The 20,388-nt window shown below is 55.7% G+C and carries 22 protein-coding genes; 10 read left to right on the top strand and 12 right to left on the bottom strand.

Going from position 1 to position 20,388, the window contains the following annotated elements:
• Positions 1-36: 36 nt before the first annotated feature.
• Complete coding sequence (gene hemE / locus GGR95_RS12480; protein ID WP_184566324.1) at positions 37-1,071, bottom strand: uroporphyrinogen decarboxylase; 1,035 nt, start codon at positions 1,069-1,071, stop codon at positions 37-39.
• Positions 1,072-1,172: 101 nt separating this feature from the next.
• On the opposite strand from hemE, the gene hemC reads away from it, so the two are divergent.
• Positions 1,173-2,117 carry a hydroxymethylbilane synthase gene (hemC, locus tag GGR95_RS12485; protein WP_184566326.1) on the top strand — a complete coding sequence of 315 codons (945 nt, stop codon included), beginning with the start codon at positions 1,173-1,175 and terminating at the stop codon, positions 2,115-2,117.
• Between the two features lie 103 nt (positions 2,118-2,220).
• Positions 2,221-3,099 carry a helix-turn-helix transcriptional regulator gene (locus tag GGR95_RS12490; protein WP_184566328.1) on the top strand — a complete coding sequence of 293 codons (879 nt, stop codon included), beginning with the start codon at positions 2,221-2,223 and terminating at the stop codon, positions 3,097-3,099.
• Between the two features lie 59 nt (positions 3,100-3,158).
• On the opposite strand, the gene GGR95_RS12495 is transcribed toward GGR95_RS12490, so the two are convergent.
• The 8 genes from GGR95_RS12495 to GGR95_RS12530 all read right to left on the bottom strand — a co-directional run bounded on the left by GGR95_RS12495 (position 3,159) and on the right by GGR95_RS12530 (position 10,171).
• On the bottom strand, positions 3,159-3,983 hold the full coding sequence (locus tag GGR95_RS12495) for an ABC transporter substrate-binding protein (RefSeq protein ID WP_184566330.1): 825 nt from the start codon (positions 3,981-3,983) through the stop codon (positions 3,159-3,161).
• Between the two features lie 13 nt (positions 3,984-3,996).
• Positions 3,997-4,782 carry an ATP-binding cassette domain-containing protein gene (locus tag GGR95_RS12500; protein WP_184566332.1) on the bottom strand — a complete coding sequence of 262 codons (786 nt, stop codon included), beginning with the start codon at positions 4,780-4,782 and terminating at the stop codon, positions 3,997-3,999.
• Complete coding sequence (locus tag GGR95_RS12505) at positions 4,775-5,482, bottom strand: ABC transporter permease (RefSeq protein ID WP_184566334.1); 708 nt, start codon at positions 5,480-5,482, stop codon at positions 4,775-4,777. The genes GGR95_RS12500 and GGR95_RS12505 overlap by 8 nt, the downstream gene beginning before the upstream one ends.
• Before the next feature lie 255 nt (positions 5,483-5,737).
• Entirely contained in the window at positions 5,738-6,229 is a 492-nt protein-coding gene (locus GGR95_RS12510) for a DUF6505 family protein (RefSeq protein WP_184566336.1), read from the bottom strand.
• The gene (locus GGR95_RS12515; protein ID WP_184566338.1) at positions 6,226-6,930 is read right to left on the bottom strand and encodes a biotin/lipoate--protein ligase family protein; all 705 of its coding nucleotides are present in this window, start codon (positions 6,928-6,930) and stop codon (positions 6,226-6,228) included. Before GGR95_RS12515 ends, GGR95_RS12510 begins: the two co-directional genes overlap by 4 nt.
• Positions 6,927-7,994, bottom strand: a complete 1,068-nt coding sequence (locus GGR95_RS12520) for an Mrp/NBP35 family ATP-binding protein (protein ID WP_184566340.1) — start codon at positions 7,992-7,994, stop codon at positions 6,927-6,929. Before GGR95_RS12520 ends, GGR95_RS12515 begins: the two co-directional genes overlap by 4 nt.
• 7 nt (positions 7,995-8,001) lie before the next feature.
• Complete coding sequence (locus GGR95_RS12525; RefSeq protein ID WP_184566342.1) at positions 8,002-8,190, bottom strand: DUF6494 family protein; 189 nt, start codon at positions 8,188-8,190, stop codon at positions 8,002-8,004.
• Positions 8,191-8,215: 25 nt separating this feature from the next.
• Complete coding sequence (locus tag GGR95_RS12530; protein ID WP_184566344.1) at positions 8,216-10,171, bottom strand: 4Fe-4S binding protein; 1,956 nt, start codon at positions 10,169-10,171, stop codon at positions 8,216-8,218.
• A gap of 198 nt (positions 10,172-10,369) precedes the next feature.
• On the opposite strand from GGR95_RS12530, the gene GGR95_RS12535 reads away from it, so the two are divergent.
• The 8 genes from GGR95_RS12535 (at position 10,370) to GGR95_RS19040 (ending at position 17,504) form a co-directional block, all read left to right on the top strand.
• Positions 10,370-10,939 carry a DUF3305 domain-containing protein gene (locus tag GGR95_RS12535; RefSeq protein WP_221384896.1) on the top strand — a complete coding sequence of 190 codons (570 nt, stop codon included), beginning with the start codon at positions 10,370-10,372 and terminating at the stop codon, positions 10,937-10,939.
• Positions 10,936-11,532: a DUF3306 domain-containing protein gene (locus tag GGR95_RS12540; RefSeq protein ID WP_184566346.1), complete on the top strand. Its 597-nt coding sequence runs from the start codon at positions 10,936-10,938 to the stop codon at positions 11,530-11,532. Before GGR95_RS12535 ends, GGR95_RS12540 begins: the two co-directional genes overlap by 4 nt.
• The gene (locus tag GGR95_RS12545) at positions 11,529-12,137 is read left to right on the top strand and encodes a TorD/DmsD family molecular chaperone (RefSeq protein ID WP_184566348.1); all 609 of its coding nucleotides are present in this window, start codon (positions 11,529-11,531) and stop codon (positions 12,135-12,137) included. The genes GGR95_RS12540 and GGR95_RS12545 overlap by 4 nt, the downstream gene beginning before the upstream one ends.
• Before the next feature lie 68 nt (positions 12,138-12,205).
• Positions 12,206-12,397 (top strand): twin-arginine translocation pathway signal protein, encoded by a 192-nt coding sequence (locus GGR95_RS12550; RefSeq protein ID WP_184566350.1) that lies wholly within the window; start codon positions 12,206-12,208, stop codon positions 12,395-12,397.
• Positions 12,398-12,482: 85 nt separating this feature from the next.
• Positions 12,483-15,485, top strand: coding sequence for a formate dehydrogenase subunit alpha (locus GGR95_RS12555; RefSeq protein WP_184566352.1), 3,003 nt, complete (start codon positions 12,483-12,485; stop codon positions 15,483-15,485).
• A 13-nt stretch (positions 15,486-15,498) separates the two neighbouring features.
• Complete coding sequence (gene fdh3B, locus GGR95_RS12560; protein WP_184566354.1) at positions 15,499-16,092, top strand: formate dehydrogenase FDH3 subunit beta; 594 nt, start codon at positions 15,499-15,501, stop codon at positions 16,090-16,092.
• Positions 16,093-16,183: 91 nt separating this feature from the next.
• A complete protein-coding gene (locus tag GGR95_RS12565; RefSeq protein ID WP_184566356.1) occupies positions 16,184-17,371 on the top strand; it encodes a formate dehydrogenase subunit gamma in 1,188 nt (395 codons plus the stop codon).
• Position 17,372: 1 nt separating this feature from the next.
• Complete coding sequence (locus GGR95_RS19040) at positions 17,373-17,504, top strand: hypothetical protein (RefSeq protein ID WP_281395947.1); 132 nt, start codon at positions 17,373-17,375, stop codon at positions 17,502-17,504.
• A gap of 69 nt (positions 17,505-17,573) precedes the next feature.
• On the opposite strand, the gene GGR95_RS12570 is transcribed toward GGR95_RS19040, so the two are convergent.
• From GGR95_RS12570 to GGR95_RS12580, 3 genes are read right to left on the bottom strand one after another with little or no spacing between them, the layout of a single operon-like run.
• Positions 17,574-18,530 carry an ABC transporter ATP-binding protein gene (locus GGR95_RS12570; RefSeq protein WP_184566358.1) on the bottom strand — a complete coding sequence of 319 codons (957 nt, stop codon included), beginning with the start codon at positions 18,528-18,530 and terminating at the stop codon, positions 17,574-17,576.
• The gene (locus GGR95_RS12575) at positions 18,527-19,513 is read right to left on the bottom strand and encodes an ABC transporter ATP-binding protein (protein WP_184566360.1); all 987 of its coding nucleotides are present in this window, start codon (positions 19,511-19,513) and stop codon (positions 18,527-18,529) included. Before GGR95_RS12575 ends, GGR95_RS12570 begins: the two co-directional genes overlap by 4 nt.
• Entirely contained in the window at positions 19,510-20,382 is an 873-nt protein-coding gene (locus GGR95_RS12580; RefSeq protein ID WP_184566362.1) for an ABC transporter permease, read from the bottom strand. Before GGR95_RS12580 ends, GGR95_RS12575 begins: the two co-directional genes overlap by 4 nt.
• Positions 20,383-20,388 lie beyond the last annotated feature (6 nt).

Below are 20,388 nucleotides of genomic sequence, written 5' to 3' on the forward strand. Positions count from 1 at the left end.
TCTTGGCAATAGGGCCAAAAGGGGAGGGGGCATGCCTTATCCGTTGCGGACAGTATCAATCATCAATTGCACATTTTCGGGATCAGCATCGGGCGTGATGCCATGACCCAGATTGAAAATATGTGGTCCGTTTGAAAATGCATCAACGATACGGCGCGTCTCAGAGACCAGTGCATCACCGCCGGTGACCATATGTGTGGATTTCAGATTGCCCTGAACACAGCCGCCAGTTTGCACATTTGCCGCAGCCCACTCTGCCGTAACGCCATCATCCACGGCAACACAATCTGCACCAATAGCCGCATGTGCGCCTTTGTACCGTTCGCCAGCCCCACGCGGGAAGGCGATGATGGGGGTGGTGGGGTGTTTGTCTTTCAATGCGGCGGTGATCCGCGCCATTGGTTTGATGGAATAATCCATAAAATCGTCGCCTTGTAGCGATCCAGCCCAACTATCGAACAGCTTAACCACCTCGGCACCCGCTTCGATTTGTTTGGAAAGGTAGTGAATTGTCGCCTCGGTGATACGGTCCATCAAGGCGTCAAACACAGCACGGTTTTCAGTTTTGAGCTTATGCGCTGGCCCTTGGTCCGGCGTGCCTTGGCCTGCGATCATATACGTCGCAACGGTCCAAGGGGCACCCGCAAAACCGATCAATGTCGTTTCGGCTGGCAGTTCGGCAGACAGCAGTTTGACGGTTTCATAGATAGGATTGAGATGGTCATGAATGGCATCGGCTGGGATCAGTTTGTCCAACTCGGCCTGTGTGGTGATGGTCGATAGGCGCGGTCCTTCGCCAGTTGCAAACCACAGATCAGCGCCCAAGGCTTGGGGCACCAGCAAAATGTCGGCAAAAAGGATCGCGGCATCAAACCCGTAGCGGCGGATGGGTTGCAGGGTGACTTCGGCAGCCAGTTCTGGATTGTAGCATAGTTTCAGAAAATCACCGGCCTGCGCACGGGTGGCGCGGTATTCTGGCAAATAGCGGCCAGCCTGCCGCATCATCCAGATGGGGGGTGTGGGCAGGGTTTCTCCGGCAAGGGCGCGGAGGACGGTTTTCTGGGGGCTCATATGCTGTCTCAATCTTTGGAATAGGTCGCGGCTATCATGCAGGAAAGGGCAGGGGAGATACAAGAGTTGTCAGGGCGGGAATGCCCCGCTAGAGAATAGCCATGACATTGAATTTGCCCACCCCCGCTCAACCGCTGAAAATCGGCACCCGTGGATCGCTTTTGGCTTTGGCTCAGGCGCATGAAACCCGCGAACGGCTGGCCACAGCCTTTGATCTCCCGTTTGAGGCGTTCACGATTGTTGTGATCAAAACCACGGGTGATAAAATTATCGACCGTCCGCTGAAAGAAATTGGCGGCAAGGGCCTGTTCACGCGTGAGATCGAGGCGGATTTACTGTCTGGTGACATCGACATCGCCGTGCATTCCATGAAGGACATGCCAACGCTTCAGCCCGAAGGGCTGATCCTTGATACCTATTTGCCGCGCGAAGATGTGCGTGATGCGTTTATCTCCCCGACGTCGCGCAGCTTGGCGGATTTGCCTGCGGGGACAGTGGTCGGCACGTCCAGCCTGCGCCGCCGTGCGCAGTTGATGCTGAAACGCCCTGATTTGGAAGTGGTCGAGTTTCGCGGCAACTTGCAAACGCGGTTGATGAAACTGGAACAAGGTGTCGCTGCGGCGACATTCCTTGCGATGGCGGGATTAAACCGTCTTGGAATGGCCGAAGTCCCTGCCACGGCGATTGAAACAGATGTGATGCTGCCTGCGGTTGCCCAAGGCGCAATTGGCATTGAGCGCCGTGTAGAGGATAGCAACGTCGCGAATATGCTGGCAGCGATCCATGACACACCAACGGGCCAACGCCTCGCGGCTGAGCGGTCATTCTTGCTGGAGCTTGATGGCTCGTGCGAGACACCCATTGCGGGGCTGGCTGAACTGGACGGCGGCACGCTTTATCTGCGCGGCGAAGTGTTGCGGCTTGATGGATCAGAAGCCATCAATGATGCAATCACCTGCCCGATTGAAGATGGTGTCAAAGCGGGTAAAGAGATGGCGCAAAAGCTACTCTCCCAAGCAGGCAAAGATTTCTTTGACTGGCGTTAGTCTGGGCGGCGGTACAAGTCGGTTGGCATAGGTTGCAAACTGTTTAAATTATGAGATGGCTGTGGGCCATATGTGGCAGCCCAGCTGGAAGGTGAGTTAATAGATGCCCCATGAACTGGCCCCTGCGGCATACTATCTGACCACCAAAGAGGTGGCCGAACTGTTACGCGTGAAGGAACGCAAGGTGTATGACCTTGCAGCAGCAGGTAAAATTCCGCACCGGCGCATCACTGGAAAACTACTTTTCCCCGAAGTGGAACTGCGCAATTGGATTGAGGCTGATCGTTCGCCTGTCGCGACAAGGCGTCCTTCTGTTTTGACGGGATCACACGATCCGTTGCTGGATTGGGCGGTACGTGAAAGCGGGTCAGGTCTGGCGACTTTGTTCAACGGAAGCGGAGACGGGCTGGCAGGTTTTGAAAGAGGGCGGGCGGCGCTGGCTGGTGTGCACATCCCCGAAGCAACAGGTTGGAATATCGAAACAACAGCTGCGCGTGGGCTGAAAAATGCGGTACTTATCGGATGGGCACAGCGTGCGCGCGGGCTTGTTGTGGCGAAAGACATGCAGGATTCAATTACCCAGTTCAACGATCTCAAAGGCAAACGCGTTGTTCAGCGTCAGCCCGGCGCGGGCGGCGCCATTTTCTTTGATTGGATGATGCGACGCGAAAGCTTGGATGCGTCTGATCTCATCGCGGTTGATGGCATTGCCCATACGGAATTTGATGCGGCGGCGGTTGTCGCGGCAGGGCAGGCGGATGCTGCGATTGGTATAGAAACCATGGCCAGACAGTTTGATCTGGGCTTTGTCCCCTTAGCGTGGGAGCATTTTGATCTGATTATAGACCGACACGCCTATTTCACCAAGCCTGTGCAGAAATTGCTGGCCTTTTCACGCAGCACTGCATGCCATGATAAGGCTGCGTCGATGGGTGGATATGATTTGGCGCAAATGGGTCAAGTACGCTGGTTGTCGGATTGATAAACCTAGCTTAACCCAAGTGAAAAGACGCGTCAGTTAAGACGCGCCTTTTGTTGATTTTACTTCGCGTTGGGGAAGAACAGCTGCTGGCCGTCGATCTTATAATCGGCGATCACGGCTTGGCCTGCTTCGGACAGAACCCAATCGATGAATTTCTGGCCTTGTTCGGCTTTCACATTGCTGTGCTTTTCAGGATTCACAAGGATGATGCCGTATTGGTTGAACATCTTGGCATCGCCTTCAACTGCGATCTGGTAATCGCCTTTGTTGCCAAAGCTGATCCATGTTGCGCGGTCAGTCATGATATAAGCGTCCATACCTGTCCCTGTATTCAGGGTCCCGCCCATGCCCGATCCGGTTTCACGGTACCAACCACCAGAGGCCGCAGCAACATCAACGCCAGCGTCTTTCCACAAGCGCAGTTCGGCTTTGTGGGTGCCACTGTCATCGCCACGCGAAGCAAATGCCGCTCCCGCGTCTGAGATTTTCACCATCGCGGCTGCCACATCGGACATGCCAGCAACGCCAGCGGGATCAGAGGGCGGGCCAACGATGACAAAATCGTTATACATCACATCGCTGCGCTCAACCCCGTCACCATCGGCGACAAACTGCTCTTCCGAGGCTTTGGCGTGCACGAATAAAACATCACCATCGCCGTTTGCAGCATTTTTGATGGCTTGGCCGGTGCCAACGGCAACAACACGGACTTCGATGCCTGTTTCTTTCTGAAACATCGGCAGCATGTAATCAAACAAACCCGAGTTTTGGGTCGAGGTGGTAGATTGCACGATGATGAAATCATCTTGTGCGGCGGCAGGCCCAGCGACACCAAGGGCAAAAAGGCCCGCAGTTGCCAGGGCGATGAAATTACGTCTGAACATGATGGTACTCCATTTAGATGGTTTCAGATTTCGGATTGTCGGGAACAAAAATGCGCCCTCCCAGCCACGCTTGGGCGGCTTCGGATTGGGGCGCTTCTAATATACGGGTTACGGGGCCAGCTTCGGCGATTTGTCCGTTGTGCAAAAACAACAGATCATCGCCCAGCCTGCGGGCTTGGCCCGCATCATGGGTGACCAGAACAATCGTGGTGCCATTTTCGCGCGCCGTTTCAATCAGCCGCTCAATCGCAAGGCTGGAGGCGGGGTCAAGGCTGGCTGTGGGTTCATCAAGGAACAGCAAGGCGGGCGTACTGATCAAGGCGCGTGCCATGGCAAGGCGCTGCTGCTCGCCGCCTGATAGAACGCGGGCGGGTTTGTCTTTGAGGTTTTCCAGTTTTGCCAGCGCAAGGGCCTCTGCCTCGCGGGTTTTCCGCTCTGCCCCATGCACGCCGCGCACCTTGAGGGCAAAGCGCAGATTGGCCGCAACTGAACGGCGCAGCATCACAGGGCGTTGAAATACCATCGCCTGTTGCAGGCGGGCGACATGATCCAGCGACCCTCCGCGCCAGTTTATGGTTCCTGCGCTGGGGGTGATAAGTCCGTGCAGCAGCCGCAGAAGTAGGCTTTTGCCGCTGCCATTAGCCCCCATGATGACTGTGCAGCGCCCTGTGGCCACCTCCAGATTGACACTATCAATCAGGCGCTGGCCGCGAGCGTCAAAGCATAGCCCTTGCGCTGAAAGCAAGGTTTCGCGCGCCGCTGGCTTGTGGTTCGTGATGTCGATGAGTGCCTCAGACATAGGCCGCCCTTGCTGCCGTGCCGCGAATGGCCATCAGTAGGATGTTCACAACCACCGCGATCAGTAGCAAGATTAACCCCAGCGCAAGAGCAAGCTGCAGGTTCCCTTTGGAGGTTTCCAGCGCAATTGTCGTCGTCATGACGCGGGTGACGTGATTGATATTGCCCCCCACGATAATCACCGCACCGACTTCGGCCACCGCACGCCCGAACCCCGCCAATGCGACGGTCAGCAAGCTATAGCGCGCATCCCAGAGAAGCGCGAAGATGCGTTCAATCGGCCGCACACCCAGCGAGGCGAATTGTTCGCTATATTCCAGATTTAAGTCTTCGATGACTTGCCGTGTCAGCGCGGCGACGATGGGGGTGACCAGAATGGTTTGCGCGATGATCATCGCCGTAGGGGTATAGAGCAGGCCCAGTACACCCATCGGCCCCGAAGCAGAAAGCATCAGATAAACCAGCAGACCTACCACCACAGGCGGCAGACCCATCAACGTGTTCATTACAACAACCACGCCCGTGCGCATAGGGAAACGAAACGCCCCGACAATGGCCCCCAGCGGTAGACCGATCACGCAGGCCAGTAGCACGGCACACAGAGTTACTCGCAAGGACAACATGATGATTTCGATGACGTCGGAATCCCACGATAGGATAAGCTCTATCGCTTCCATTAGAATTCCCGAAAAGCTGTCCATCTATGCAAAATCTCCCAAGCTTCGGGAAATTTCGCATACTCACGCGGTGGAATCCATATGAATTGGCTGGAAAGCTGAAAATAGTTTTGATTTTTTACGCTGTTAGCAGGGGATGAGGGCCGTAAACGAGATACGGAATAGAGTGGCGTACCCCGTCAAATAGAAACGCAAGCAACAGCTGCCACGCGTAATTGATTCTTCGGCCAACAGCGCGTTGGGCCGTGGTATGCCCGCATCAGTGATGTGACGAAAGTTTCAGTGCTGATGTGGGTCTTCGATGTCGCCATGAATGGCGAATTGCTCAAGCCCTGCGGCCTGCGCTTCGATCGTGCGGTAAGTTTCACGCACACCCACATCAGACAATTCACGCGCTACGGTCAGCAGCGTGTTTGCATCATGTTCATCGCAAAGGTCAGCCATCTGCGACAGTTCCTCCTGCGCCACGTTGCGGGCAGCCTCCAGCGAAGGCGCGCCATAAATGTCGACGAAATGCTGCGCCAGCAGATCGGCTAGGGCATCCATCTCGGATTGCTCGATCTGGGTAACGGCCACAAAGGTCACGCGGCCAAATGTCTCGCAGCCCATCCAGCCGTTTGAAAAGGCTTGCCGCGCCTTGCCGCTCAGGTCTGCTTCGGACCAGTTAGAAAACTCGAACCCGCCAGAAATGCACCATTCCCCTGTACGCGCGGGATTGTGGAAGACGCGGGTGTCGCTTTCATCGAAATGGATCGCACGGGCAAGTTTCATGAGGGCTCCGTCAATAGGGCGGTCAGGGGGATCAGGCGGGTTTCGGTAGGGGTTTTCAACAGCAGTCCAAGGCTTTCATCAAGGCCGATAAAAATGCCAGTTTGGCCTGCAACAGTGATTTCTGCGTCCAGACCATGGGCCAGCCCGCTCCAGTTACGGTGCAGGCGGGCAGGACCATCATCGACCCAGCTGTTCAGCTCAACCAAACTATGGCGTACCCATGCTTCCAACAGCAAAACGGGATCAACCTCGCCGCAGCCTTCGGCATAAAGCGCGGTATCATCTGGCGTCAGACCCGTGTCATCCGAAGGGGGCCACAGATCCAGTGTCAGCCCGATCACGAGCCAGTCAGGGATTGTGTCGGGGTCTTGCTCCGAGGCCGCGATTTGCAATGCGCCGCAATGACCGCCATTCAGATAAAGGCGACCGCCCCAACCCAGATGCACACCCACTTCCGGCGGTGCCAAGGCACCTAAAGCGTTCTGGAAACCGACACCGCAGAGCGGCAACATAGATGCTGCATCGCGCAGGGGGACTTCGGGCGCAAAAACAATCGCGGCCCGCAACTGGGCATGGGTGATGTCATAGACAACCAGCCCCGCGTCGCACACCGCCTGCGCCTGCGCACAGGCCAGCGCAAAAGGGTCAGACCCGTTTGCTGAAAGGCTGGTAAACAGCGGAGGAAATGACGGCTGCGTCATGCGTGACCAAGGGCAATCAGTTGCTGTGCTATGGCACGAAAGCTGGCGGCTTGTGGACTGTCGGGCTTGGACACCACAATCGGCGCCCCACCGTCAGCGGCCACGCGAATATCAAGATGAAGCGGGACTTCGGCCAGCAACGGGACACCCAGTTTTGCGGCTTCGGCGGCGACACCGCCATGACCGAACATATGTTCTTCATGGCCACAGTTTGAGCAAATATGCGTGGACATGTTTTCGATCATGCCAATGATCGGCGTGCCAAGTTGGTTGAACATGTCGATCCCCTTGCGGGCATCCAGCAGCGCGATGTCTTGCGGGGTAGAGACGATAATCGCCCCGTCCAGATGCGCCTTCTGGGCCAATGTCATTTGCACGTCACCCGTGCCCGGTGGCAAATCAACAATCAACACATCCAGCGCGCCCCATTGGACTTGGGTCAGCATCTGTTGCAACGCGCCCATCAACATGGGCCCGCGCCAGACAACCGCCTGATCATCATTCGCCATCAGGCCCAGCGACATCATCGTGACGCCAAAATTCCGCATCGGCAGGATCGTCTTGCCGTCGGGCGAAGAAGGTCGCCCTGACACCCCCAGCATACGTGGTTGTGACGGGCCATAGACATCCGCATCCAACAGGCCCACGCGTTTGCCCTCGGCGGCCAGCGCACAGGCAAGGTTTGCGGAAATCGTGGATTTCCCCACACCGCCTTTGCCAGAGGCAACAGCGATGATGTGCTCAATTCCCGGGATTTTCTGCGGTCCTTTAGGCTCGGAGGGGCGTTTGAGGTTCAGATCAGGCGCGGGGGCGGGTGCGCTATGGGCGGTCATCACCACCGATAGTTTTTCGACACCATCAAGCGCGTTGATCTTGGCTTCAATCTCGTCTTTGAGCTTGCCATAGGCCGCCGCATGGCTGCCGCTAACTTCCAGCACAAAGCGCACTGCGCCCTCCTGAACAGTCAGCGCTTTGACCAGACCGGCATCCACCACGGATGTGCCGCTGATTGGATCAGTCAGGGTTTTCAGAACGGCCAATACGTCTTCGCGGGCAAGCGTCATGTTCAGATCAACCTTTAATCGTGCCGGTTACAACGTGCTCTAGATCCACGCCGTCAATTGTCAAAACCATACGCGCCTCAAAGGGCTGGCCTTCGGTGCCTTCAGCCTTGCGAAAGGCTTCTTCAATCGCTTGTTGTGAGGTCACGCCGACCTGTTTCAGGAACTTGCGCATCGACATGTTGAGTTCATCGCTCATTTTATCATCCTTTCGAAGGGGGGTGTTAGTGGTCTTTTCGCTTTGAGAAATAGTCATCAGAGGTGCGCACCGCAGGGCGTTTGGCGCCTGTGAACGGATTGTTCTCATTGTGGAACTGGGCCTGTACGCGGCAGTTGTCGCACATCTGGATCATGCGTGCGGTGGCAGGATTGGCGAACATTGTATGATTGCCCGCCAGCTTCGCCATGATTTTTTCGACTGTGGATTTTACGCCAAACAGACTGCCGCATTCGACGCAGGCAAAGGGTTCTTCTTCGTTCAGAACCACTTGGGAGAGGGCCGCATCGGTCAGGTTAAGCTGCGGTTGCAAGGTGATTGCCTGCTCGGGGCAGATATTGCTGCACAAGCCGCATTGTAGGCAAGCGTCTTCTTGGAAGCGCAGTTGCGGCATGTCGGGGTTGTCCACCAACGCCCCTGACGGGCAGAGCGATACACAGGCCAGACACAAAGTGCAGGCATTGGTGTCCACCAAAACGGCCCCATATGGTGCGGCGTCGGGTAGGGGGGCAATATCAGTGTCGGGCATCATGGCTTTGGCCGCAAGACGGGTGATCTGGCGGCGCGACCCCATGGGGAGGATCGGGTTTTGCACAGCCATAGGTGTGATTTCACGGTCAAAAAGGTGATCGCACAGCGCATCCGGGTCGGCGAAATCCAACAGTCCAACAGCACCGCTACCCCCCATGGCCGCAGCCAGTTCAGTCTGTGATTGCAGCACATCGCGGTCGCTTTTGGGGCCTAGCAGGACGTCAACGGTAGCAAAGCCGCTGGCAAGCGCCGCCAGCATCTCCGCATGGCCAAACATCGCCAGCGCGTCGATCTCTAGCGGGATCACATGCGCAGGCAGGCCTTTGCCAAATCGGGCACCAAGGCGGATCATTTCGGCACCGTGGCTGTCGTGTACCAAAAGCGCACCATCCATGCCGCCCGCCTTGCGGTAGGCAGAGGCCAGCGCGCCAATGCGGCGGAAAATGTGATCCACGGGCGGTGCATCATAGCTGATGGCGCCTGACGGACAAACGGCTGAGCAGGCACCACAACCAGCGCAGATCAGCGGATCAATTGTCACATGTTCGCCCGCAGACAAGATCGCACCTGTCGGGCAAACGTTGAGGCAGTTTGAACAGGCAGGCTTCTCGGCGCGCGAATGGGCGCAAAGCGATGTTTCCAACCTGATGTGCAGCGGCTTTTCAAAAGTGCCTGTCATCTGGCTGGCGGTTAGAATGGCATCGGCGACCGCGGGCAGGCTGGCGGGATCGGCACGCAGATAGCCGTCGCGTTTTTCATGTGCTGGGAACAGCGGCAGGCCGCCGGATAGATCAAGGATCAGATCACATTCGGAGCGCGCGCCATCGCGCGCTTCGGTCAGCTGGGCTGCACCGCGCCCCGCTGGCAGGACCTGTTGGAATGCGTCAATGGCGATCTTGAATTGGCCCAATGACCCACGCGCGCTGTGCAAACGCCCAACACAGAGGTCATATCGGCTGGAGGGTATCAGATCGGCAGCCTCGAGGGTCAGAACAGTCACGGTTAGGATATCGGCCAGTTTATCTGCGGCGGCGCCAGCTACTTCGGCTGTGCCGATGATCAGGCAGATGCCCTCGGAGATAACATCCAGCGTTTTAGGTGCGGGCGTGGCCAAGGCAGCGTCCGCAATCAGGCTGGCCATTTTGGGGGTGGTATCGGCCGTGTCTTGCGTCCAGCCTGCACGGTCCCGAATATCAATAAAGTCGGGAATCTCGGCGCCAAGATCTTCGGCCAGATCGGTGAAACGCGGCGCTTCTTGCTGGCAGGCGATTGCAAGATTGCCTGCCTCTATGGCTTTGGCGGCCAGATCGGTTTGCGATTGGCATAAGGCTGTGTGCAAGCGAGAACAGGCAAAGCCCGTCGCGGCCTCTAGCGCAGGGGCGTCTATCGTCTGAGTGCCGAGGCAATCACATATCAGAAGTGTTTTGGTCATTCCGTCTCCTTGGTGCGCCCTAGGTAAGGCGGAACGTCAGCGGATGAAAGGTGATCCCGACAACTTCATGGGTCATGAGCGGCGGAATGGTTCAAATCAGTGTTACTGCATAACTAGCACCTTTAATTATTCTGTAAAATCGGTAAGATAGAACTCCAATTACACCGTCCCATGACGTGAAAACCAGCAGGTGCCAGTTTGTCGTTCGTTTTTCCCAATTCCCAAGCCATTCCCGTAGGGGTTGTGATTCGGAAATCACCGGGTGTCACCCGATGGGCTGAATGGGCATGGCGTGTGGTGGATGTGCTTGCGGGCGCGCCTGATGCGCAGTGGACTGTTTTACGTCAAGAGGGTGACGTGACAGACTACCACGCGGGAACCTTGCCGCTGGAGCTCTATGTCTCGGATACCGAAGCCTACGTGCATGAGCTGCAAACACGCGATCCTTCACTTTATATTGTGCTAAGCCCCGATGTATCTTCACGGGAATTCCCGTGGAAAGTGACACTGGTTACTGCGTCCCCTTATGAGGGGCAGGATTACTGCGATTCAGATGAGGTGATGGTAGAGCGGATTGCCATGCCAGAAGGTATGAAGGCGTGGATCGGTGATTATATATCTCGCCATCATGAGGAAGAGGCGTTTGTGAAGCGCAAACGCAAAAACATGCGCGTGGACGATGTGGAAGACGGCATCGGTGATCCGCGCATTTCGCAGACGAGTGACGTCTACCGTTCGCCGCGCCGCAACAAAGAGGTGCTGAAGTGACGCGAGGGACCTCATTCTGGGACCGTCGCCGCGCTGCTGTTCAGGCCGAAGCGCAAAGCGATGCCGCCGCCCTTCAGGAAGCGGCAGAGGCGGAAGAACAGCAAGCGCTGGCTGAAAGGCCTGATGCAGAAGTGTTGGAGGAATTGGGCTTGCCTGATCCCGACACGATGAAGCAGGGCGATGACTTTACGGCCTTCATGACCAAAGCCGTGCCAGAGCATCTGCGCAAACGTGCCCTGCGCAAGCTGTGGCGCAGCAATCCTGTGCTGGCCTGTGTGGACGGTTTGAATGATTATGACGATGACTATCTGACGGGTAGTTTTGGCAATGCGCCGATCCAGACAAGTTACCGCGTGGGCGAGGGGCTGTTGGCCCATGTGCTAGAGGTTGCACGGCAAGCCGAAGCAGACGCGGAAGACGCGATGCCGCTCGACAAAATGGAAAAATTGTCTGAGACTGAAGAAAGCGTCGAAGAGGCGGCGCAAGCCGAAGAGCCTGTCATCGCGCCTGATATCGCAGCGGAGCAGGTGGAAGACGACGACCTTCCGCGACCACGCAGAATGACATTTCATTTCGATGGGAATACCGCATGACAAATGCACAAATGACAATCCAGATCGATGAAGAAGATCGCCTGCGCGCGGACCTGTATAATTATCTGGGTGTGATGTTGGCAGGCCCGCCTGACGAGTTGTTGCTGGCGCAGACCGCTGGTCTCAGTGGTGATGATACGCCATTGGGGAAGGCGATTGGTGGATTGGCGCGGGTCGCAAAAGTGAGCAAGCCGAAACCTGTGCGCACCGAATATAACGCGTTGTTTATCGGTCTCGGGCGGGGGGAATTACTGCCTTATGCCAGCTACTATATGACGGGTTTTTTGAACGAGAAGCCGCTTGCTAATCTGCGCGCAGATATGGCTGCGCTGCGGATTACGCGGTCGGAAACAGTGTTTGAGCCAGAAGATAATATCGCGTCTTTGATGGAGATGATGGGTGGCATGATTGTTGGCCGTTTCGGGGGCGCCGTGCCACTGGAGCGTCAGAAAGAGTTTTTCAACAAACACATCGCCCCATGGGCCACGCATTTCTTTACAGATCTGCAAGGGGCCAAAGCATCGGTGCTGTATGCGTCATTGGGGGCTGTCGGGGCAGAGTTCCTGAATATCGAGCAAGAAGCATTTCGTATGATGACAGCATAAATTACTGTATGTTAATCGGTGACTTATACCGCTATAGAAACTGAACTGAACGCAGACGGAGCATTCAAATGGCAGATACAAAAGACGGCACAACCCGCCGCAGTTTCCTGAAGATCGCTAGCACGGCAGTGCCTGGTGTTGTTGCGGTTGCTTCTGGCAGCACGGCAGCACAAGCCGCACCCGCGCAGGTTGATCTGACATCCCAAGTGATGCAGGACACAGAACACACACGAACCTACCTTGAAAGCACACGCTTCTAAGGCTGCATTACCTTCCCAACTTTGGGGAGGGCGACACACAGGTTACCACCAAGACTGCGGCAGCGCAGAAGTAGGGAGAGATACCATGCTGAAGAAAAAAACAAATGGCACCGCACGCCGTCCGGCAAGAGCATCGGCAGGGCAGGGTGCATCCGGCACCGTTGATCGCCGTACATTTCTGCGCGGGTCGGGCTTGGCTATCGGCGGATTAGCCGCTGTTGCTGCAACGGGCGGCACGGTATCCCAAGCCACCGCACAGACGGCTGCGGCCCGCGCTGTCGAGATCAAGAAAACAATTTGTACGCATTGTTCGGTTGGCTGTACGGTGATTGCCGAGGTCGACAATGGCGTCTGGACAGGGCAGGAACCCGGCTTTGACAGCCCGTTTAACCTTGGCTCGCATTGTGCCAAAGGTGCATCGGTGCGTGAACATGCACATGGTGAACGCCGCCTGAAATACCCGATGAAAAAAGAAAACGGTGAATGGGTCCGCCTAAGCTGGGAGCAAGCCATCAACGAAATCGGCGATGGCATGATGAAAATCCGTGAAGAAAGCGGACCGGATTCGGTTTATTGGCTGGGCTCGGCCAAACACTCGAACGAACAAGCGTACTTGTTCCGCAAATTCGCCGCTTATTGGGGGACAAATAACGTCGACCACCAAGCGCGTATTTGCCACTCAACCACGGTTGCGGGTGTGGCAAACACATGGGGCTACGGCGCCATGACAAACAGCTACAACGACATCCACAACTCCAAGGCAATCTTTCTGATCGGTGCAAACCCTGCCGAGGCGCATCCGGTGTCCTTGCTGCATTTGCTGAAAGCCAAAGAACAAAACAACGCGCCGATGATCGTTTGCGATCCGCGTTTTACCCGCACGGCCGCCCACGCGGATGAATATGTGCGCTTTCGCCCGGGTTCGGACGTGGCGCTTGTTTGGGGTATCTTGTGGCATATCTTCCAGAACAAATGGGAAGATGCCGAATTTATCCGCACCCGTGTTTGGGGCATGGATCAAATCCGTGAAGAAGTTGCACAATGGACTCCCGAAGAGGTTGAGCGCGTCACCGGCGCCCCCGGTGAGCAGCTAGAGCGGGTTGCACGCACGTTGGCAAACAACCGTCCCGGCACCGTAATCTGGTGTATGGGTGGTACGCAGCACAGCAACGGTAACAACAACACCCGTGCGTATTGCATCTTGCAGCTTGCTCTTGGAAACATGGGCGTTGCAGGCGGCGGCACAAACATCTTCCGTGGTCACGACAACGTGCAAGGCGCAACCGATCTGGGCGTTTTGGCCGATACACTGCCCGGCTACTATGGCCTGACAGATGGCGCATGGGCCCATTGGGCACGTGTCTGGGGCGAAGACATGGATTACCTCAAGGGCCGTTTCTCGGACGCCACTGTTGGGGATACCAAAATGATGAACCTGACAGGTATTCCTGTCAGCCGCTGGATTGACGGCGTGTTGGAAGAAAAAGCCAACCTCGATCAACCTGATAACACCCGCTGTATGGTTTTATGGGGCCACGCGCCCAACTCGCAAACCCGCATGAAAGAAATGAAAACCGCGATGGAGCGGTTGGATATGCTGGTTGTGGTTGATCCTTTCCCGACAGTATCAGCTGTTATGCAAGACCGCGAAGATGGTGTGTATTTGTTGCCTGCGTGTACTCAGTTTGAGAACCGTGGTTCGGTCACTGCCTCCAACCGCTCGCTGCAATGGCGTGAACAGGTGGTTCAGCCTTTGTTTGAATCTTTGCCCGATCACACGATCATGGCGAAGCTTGCCGAAAAATTCGGGTTCCATGACCGGATGTTCCGCAACATCGCGATTGACGAAGATGGCGCGCCGAATGTCGAAGACACAACCCGTGAATTCAACAAAGGCATGTGGACAATCGGCTATACTGGCCAAAGCCCCGAGCGCATGAAAACGCACATGGCAAACCAGCACACCTTTGACCGCACAACCTTGCGCGCCATTGGCGGACCAGCGGATGGTGATTTTTACGGCATGCCGTGGCCGTGCTGGGGCACCGCCGAGATGAAACACCCCGGCACTGCGCTGCTCTATGACATGTCCATTCCTGTGGCCGAAGGCGGCCTTACTTTCCGCGCGCGCTTCGGTGTGGAGCGTAACGGCGAGAGCATTCTGGCTGATGGTGTGTATTCCAAAGGCTCCGAGATCAAAGATGGTTACCCCGAATTCACCGTTCAGATGTTGCGTGATCTGGGCTGGGAAAGTGATCTGACCGCTGAAGAACGCGCAAGCATCAACAGCGTGGCAGGCTTCCCCGAAGGCGCTCCATTGACCACGGCGCCAGCAGAAGATGGCGGCGCAAATGCAAATGAAGAAGTCGGTGAAACATCCCAGCAGGGTGACATCCCATCCGACTTCGAAGTCGCAACTGGCGGCGTGAACTGGAAAACCGACCTGTCTGGCGGCATTCAGCGTGTTGCGATTGCACATGGCTGTGCACCTTTCGGCAACGCCAAAGCACGCGCCGTGGTCTGGACCTTCCCTGATCCAGTGCCTGTGCACCGCGAACCGCTGTATTCCAACCGCCGCGATCTGGTGGCTGATTATCCAACCTATGAGGATAAGAAATTCTGGCGCGTGCCCACGATGTACAGCTCGATCCAGCAAAAAGACTTCTCCAACGATTACCCGATCATTCTGACATCGGGCCGCTTGGTTGAGTATGAAGGCGGCGGCGATGAAACCCGCTCCAACCCATGGTTGGCCGAGCTTCAGCAAGACATGTTTGTTGAAATCAACACACGTGACGCCAACAACCTTGGTGTGCGTGACGGCGAACAGGTCTGGGTCGAGGGCCCAGAGGGCGGTAAGGTCAAAGTGATGGCGCTGGTGACAGAACGTGTTGGCACAGGCGTGGCGTTTATGCCGTTCCACTTTGGGGGCCAGTTTGAAGGCAGAGACTTGCGGGAGAATTACCCCGAAGGTGCAGACCCTTATGTGTTGGGTGAATCCACAAACATCGCACAGACCTACGGATATGACAGCGTAACCCAGATGCAAGAGACCAAAGCGACTCTTTGCAAAATCTGGTCGGCTTAAGAGGAGATAGATCATGGCAAGAGCAAAGTTTCTCTGCGACGCTGAACGCTGCATCGAATGCAACGCCTGTGTAACAGCCTGTAAAAACGAACACGAAGTCCCTTGGGGCATCAACCGCCGCAAGGTTGTGACCATTAATGACGGTAAACCGGGTGAACGCTCGATCTCGGTTGCTTGTATGCATTGCTCTGACGCGCCTTGTATGGCGGTTTGTCCTGTCGATTGCTTCTATCAAACCGAAGACGGCATTGTTCTGCACTCCAAAGATCTGTGCATCGGTTGTGGCTATTGCTTCTACGCGTGCCCGTTCGGTGCGCCGCAGTATCCACAAGCGGGCAACTTTGGCTCACGCGGTAAAATGGACAAATGTACCTTCTGTGCAGGTGGCCCAGAAGAAAACCACTCGGCCGCTGAATTTGCGAAATATGGCCGCAACCGCATTGCAGAAGGTAAATTGCCCCTCTGCGCCGAGATGTGTTCGACCAAAGCGCTATTGGCAGGGGACGGGGATACCGTGTCCGAAATTTACCGCGAGCGGATCGTTGCCCGTGGCTTTGGTGCTGGCGCATGGGGCTGGGGTACAGCCTACGATCAAAAAGGCCAGTAACGGCCCGCCTTGCGCGATTGTTCAAATGGGCGGCCAAATTATTGGCCGCCTTTCCCTACAATATATCTAAACTAACTAAAGGATCGCTCTGATGCTCCGTTTATTGGCCGTTTTTGCGCTTGTTATTGGCATGATGGCCCCTGCTTATGCGCAAGATGACAACGGTATTTCACGGGCGCAAACCGGTGGAGCACAGACGCTGGATGACATCCTGAAACGTCAGGACAATCAACGTGTTGACGATGAATTTCGCCGTAATGCCACAGGTGATCCAGATGCCGGTGCGCCGACTGACGCGCCGCTGGGAACACGGGGTGGTCAATCTGATGCTGAAATGTGGCGCGGGGTGCGGTTTGACAGCGCCGATATTCGGTCCCAGCAACGGGGCCCTGCTGCAACGACACTCATCCAAGACGGTGGCATGTGGTGGCTCAAGTTTCGCGAAGGTCCGCTTCTGATTTACGGGGCGGCCTTGCTGGGCGGTACTTTACTGCTGCTGGCCATATTCTATGCGTTTCGTGGCCGTATTGAAATTGAGGGCGAAAAGACGGGTCGTACCTTCACCCGGTTCAGTGATATTGAACGATTTGGCCACTGGTTGCTGGCGGGTTCTTTTCTGGTGCTTGGCATTACAGGGCTGATTTCTCTGTTTGGCCGCAAGGTATTGATCCCTGTGTTCGGACATGATGCGTTTTCGGCGCTGGCCGTTGTCACCAAATGGATTCACAACAACATCTCGTGGGCTTTTATGCTGGCGCTGATTATCGTGTTTGTCTTCTGGGTTATTCACAACATTCCCAACCGCAAAGATCTGGTTTGGCTCATGCGCGGTGGCGGTATCTTTGGCGGGGGGCATCCACCTGCGACCAAATTCAATGCGGGCCAAAAGATCGTGTTTTGGGCAGTGATTGTACTGGGTACATCTATCTCAGTGTCGGGCCTGTCTTTGTTGTTCCCGTTTGAGTTCAATATCTTTGGCCACACCTTCGCCACGCTAAACGATTTTGGCGTGATGGGTTGGGTTGGGCTTGATCCGTTGCCCTATCCATTGGCCCCACAAGAAGAGATGCAGTTTGCGCAGCTTTGGCATGCTGTCATCAGTTTGGTTCTGACGGCAATCATCTTTGCCCATATCTATCTCGGCACTGTCGGGATGGAAGGCGCATTTGATGCGATGGGTACAGGTGAAGTAGAAGAAACATGGGCGCGTGAACACCATAGCCTTTGGGTTGAAGAAATCGAAAACGCCAAAGCCAAACAACAAAGCAAGGAGACGTAAGATGAAAGCGTTTTTATGTGCGATGGTTGGTTTGGTTGTGATTACAGTCGGGGCCAACTTGGTCCTAGATCAACTGCCGTTTTCTTCTGCGGACGTTTCAGAATCCAAAGCCAACGTCAGGCTCGACGATTAAGATATACAATCACGGCTACAAAGATATTCATGCCGGGCAGGTAATGGCCCAGCATGAATTCCTGGATTGCTAAGCCTTGATACAAGCGACCTTGTGTTGATCAGTCACAGCATTAAGCTGTGGCTGATCAACACGGCAGGCATCTTCCACAAATGGGCAGCGCGATGCAAAGCGGCACCCTTCCGGCGGGTTCAAGGGATCGGGCGGATCACCAGGGATCAGCAGACGGTCTACGTTGCGCGATTGGTCAACTGATGGCACAGCCGAGAGCAGCGCTTTGGTGTAGGGATGGCGTGGGTCATTGAAGAGCGACAGGCGGTCTGCGTATTCAACAATCTTACCCATATACATAACTGCGATGTGATCGCTCATATGTTGCACCACACCTAAATCATGGCTGATGAACAAGTAAGTCAGGCCCAAATCCCTTTGCAAACGTCGTAAAAGATTCAAAATTTGCGCTTGAACAGCCACGTCCAACGCGCTGACGGCTTCGTCGCAGATGATCAATTCAGGGTTGGTCGCCAAGGCGCGGGCGATGCCGATGCGCTGGCGCTGGCCGCCTGAAAATTGATGCGGGAACAGTTTCATCTGTTCCGGGCGCAGGCCGACTTGTTCAAATAGTTCGGCCACCCGTCCTGCGCGTTCCGCGACAGGTAAGGTCCCGATACTGTCCATTGGTTCGCGCACGATGGCTTCGGCCCGCAGGCGCGGATTGAGGGAGGAGTAAGGGTCTTGGAAGATCACTTGAACTTTGGCGCGCGCCTTGCGCAGGTCTTCGGCCTCCAAGGCGAGAAAGTCTTCACCTGCCAGATCAACTTTACCGCCTGAATTTGGCACTAGGCGGGCCACACCTAGGGCCGCTGTTGTTTTGCCAGAGCCACTTTCGCCAACGATAGACAGTGTTTCACCGCGGTTAACCTGAAACGACACATCGTCAACTGCGTAAAGCCAGCTTGTCTTGCCCCAGCCGCGTTTGATAGGGAAACGGATAGAGAGGTTTTCGACGTCTAAAAGTGCACTCATATCTGGTCAGCCTTCCAGCAAGCAGAATGTTGGTCGCCAAAGGCAACTTCAGGGGGGCGTTGGCTCCGGCATTTGTCATCGGCCAAGTCACACCGCGATGCAAAAAGGCAGGCATCCGTACCGAAACTGGCCAATGCAGGCACAATCCCCGGAACTTCGGTGAGGTCGGGGCGCTCTTCCGTTAACTCTGCCAATAAATGCGGCACGCAAGAGATCAAGCCCTTGGTATAGGGATGACGTGGGTGGTTGATAACAGGGGACACGGGACCATACTCGGCCTTGCGGCCTGCGTACATGACAACCATACGGTCGGCCATTTCGGCAACCGCGCCCATGTCATGGGTAATCAGGATCACCGCAGTGCCTGTGTCACGTCCCAGATCGCGCAGTAGATCGAAAATCTGGGCTTGCACGGTCACGTCCAAAGCTGTTGTCGGTTCATCCGCGATGAGGATTTTAGGCTCACATGCCAGTGCGATTGCAATCATCACACGTTGGCGTTGGCCCCCTGACATCTGATGGGGATAGGCGCTGACGCGGGATTTGGCGTTGGGAATACGCACCGCATCCAGCAATTCAATGGCACGCGCCCATGCATCGCGTTTGTTCATGCCTTTGTGACGGCGCAAAACCTCGGCGATTTGTTCGCCCACTGTATAAACGGGGTTCAGCGATGTCATCGGTTCTTGAAAGATCATCGATATTTCATTGCCGCGAATGGCACGCAATTCCGTGTCATTCATTTGCGCCATATCGCGCCCGTCAAAGAGGATACGGCCACTGGCAATAGAGCCTACTTTTTCAGGCAGCAGACCCATGATGGCCAGTGCGGTCATGGATTTGCCACAGCCGCTTTCGCCCACAAAGCTAAGGGTTTCGCCTGCGTTCAGCTCCAGTGACAAATCGTCGATCACAGGGGCTTGGCCGCTGCGCAAAGCCAACTCGATCCGCAGGTTTTCGATTTTCAATAAAGGTTCGGTCATCGCTGCCTCAGTTTCGGGTTAAGCGCATCATTCAGGCCGTCGCCGACCAGTGAGATCGCCATCACTGTGATAAAAATTGCCACGCCCGGCACGGTGACCGCAAAGCTGGCATCAAGGATGTATTCGCGGTTGCTGCCGATAATCTGGCCCCAGCTTGCGACATTGGGGTCGGTGAGGCCAAGGAAAGATAACCCCGCTTCGAACAAGATCGCAGAGCCGACCATGAGCGCGGCCTGTACAATGATCGGGGGCAGGGCGTTTGGCAAAATGACGCTAAAGATAAGTTTGTTGTTTTTCACGCCGCCTGCGCGTGCGGCTGTCACATATTCCAATTCGCGGATGCGCATAAATTCCGCACGGGTGATCCGCGCCACGGCTGGCCAACTGACCAATCCGATGGCTAGTGTAATCATTGGCAGCGAGGCGCCGAACAGCGAGACGATCACCATTGAGAACAGCAGTGTCGGCAAAACCTGAAAGAATTCCGTCAGGCGCATCAGCGCTTCTTCGACCCAGCCGCGATAGAATCCAGCCAGCGCGCCTACAGTAATGCCGATGATCACCGTTACAAAGGCAGCAGATACACCAACGGTCAGTGATACTTTGGCCCCATGGATCAATAAGGACAGCATATCGCGCCCTAGGTAATCGGTGCCAAAAAGATAGCCTTCCTCACCGGGGGGGCTTAGGGGCACCCAAACCATATCGAAGGGATCACCCGGATAGAGCATCGGGCCAATCAGTGCGATGATGATGATGGTCAATAGAATGACCAATCCGATCACTGCGGCATGGTTGCGGCGGAACATCTCGAAGGCCTCGGAAAACGGCGATCGGGCTTTTGCGGGGGTGTCGTCTATTTGTGTCATGCTATT

This window comes from Sulfitobacter undariae (genome assembly GCF_014196805.1).
GTDB classification, from domain to species: domain Bacteria; phylum Pseudomonadota; class Alphaproteobacteria; order Rhodobacterales; family Rhodobacteraceae; genus Sulfitobacter; species Sulfitobacter undariae.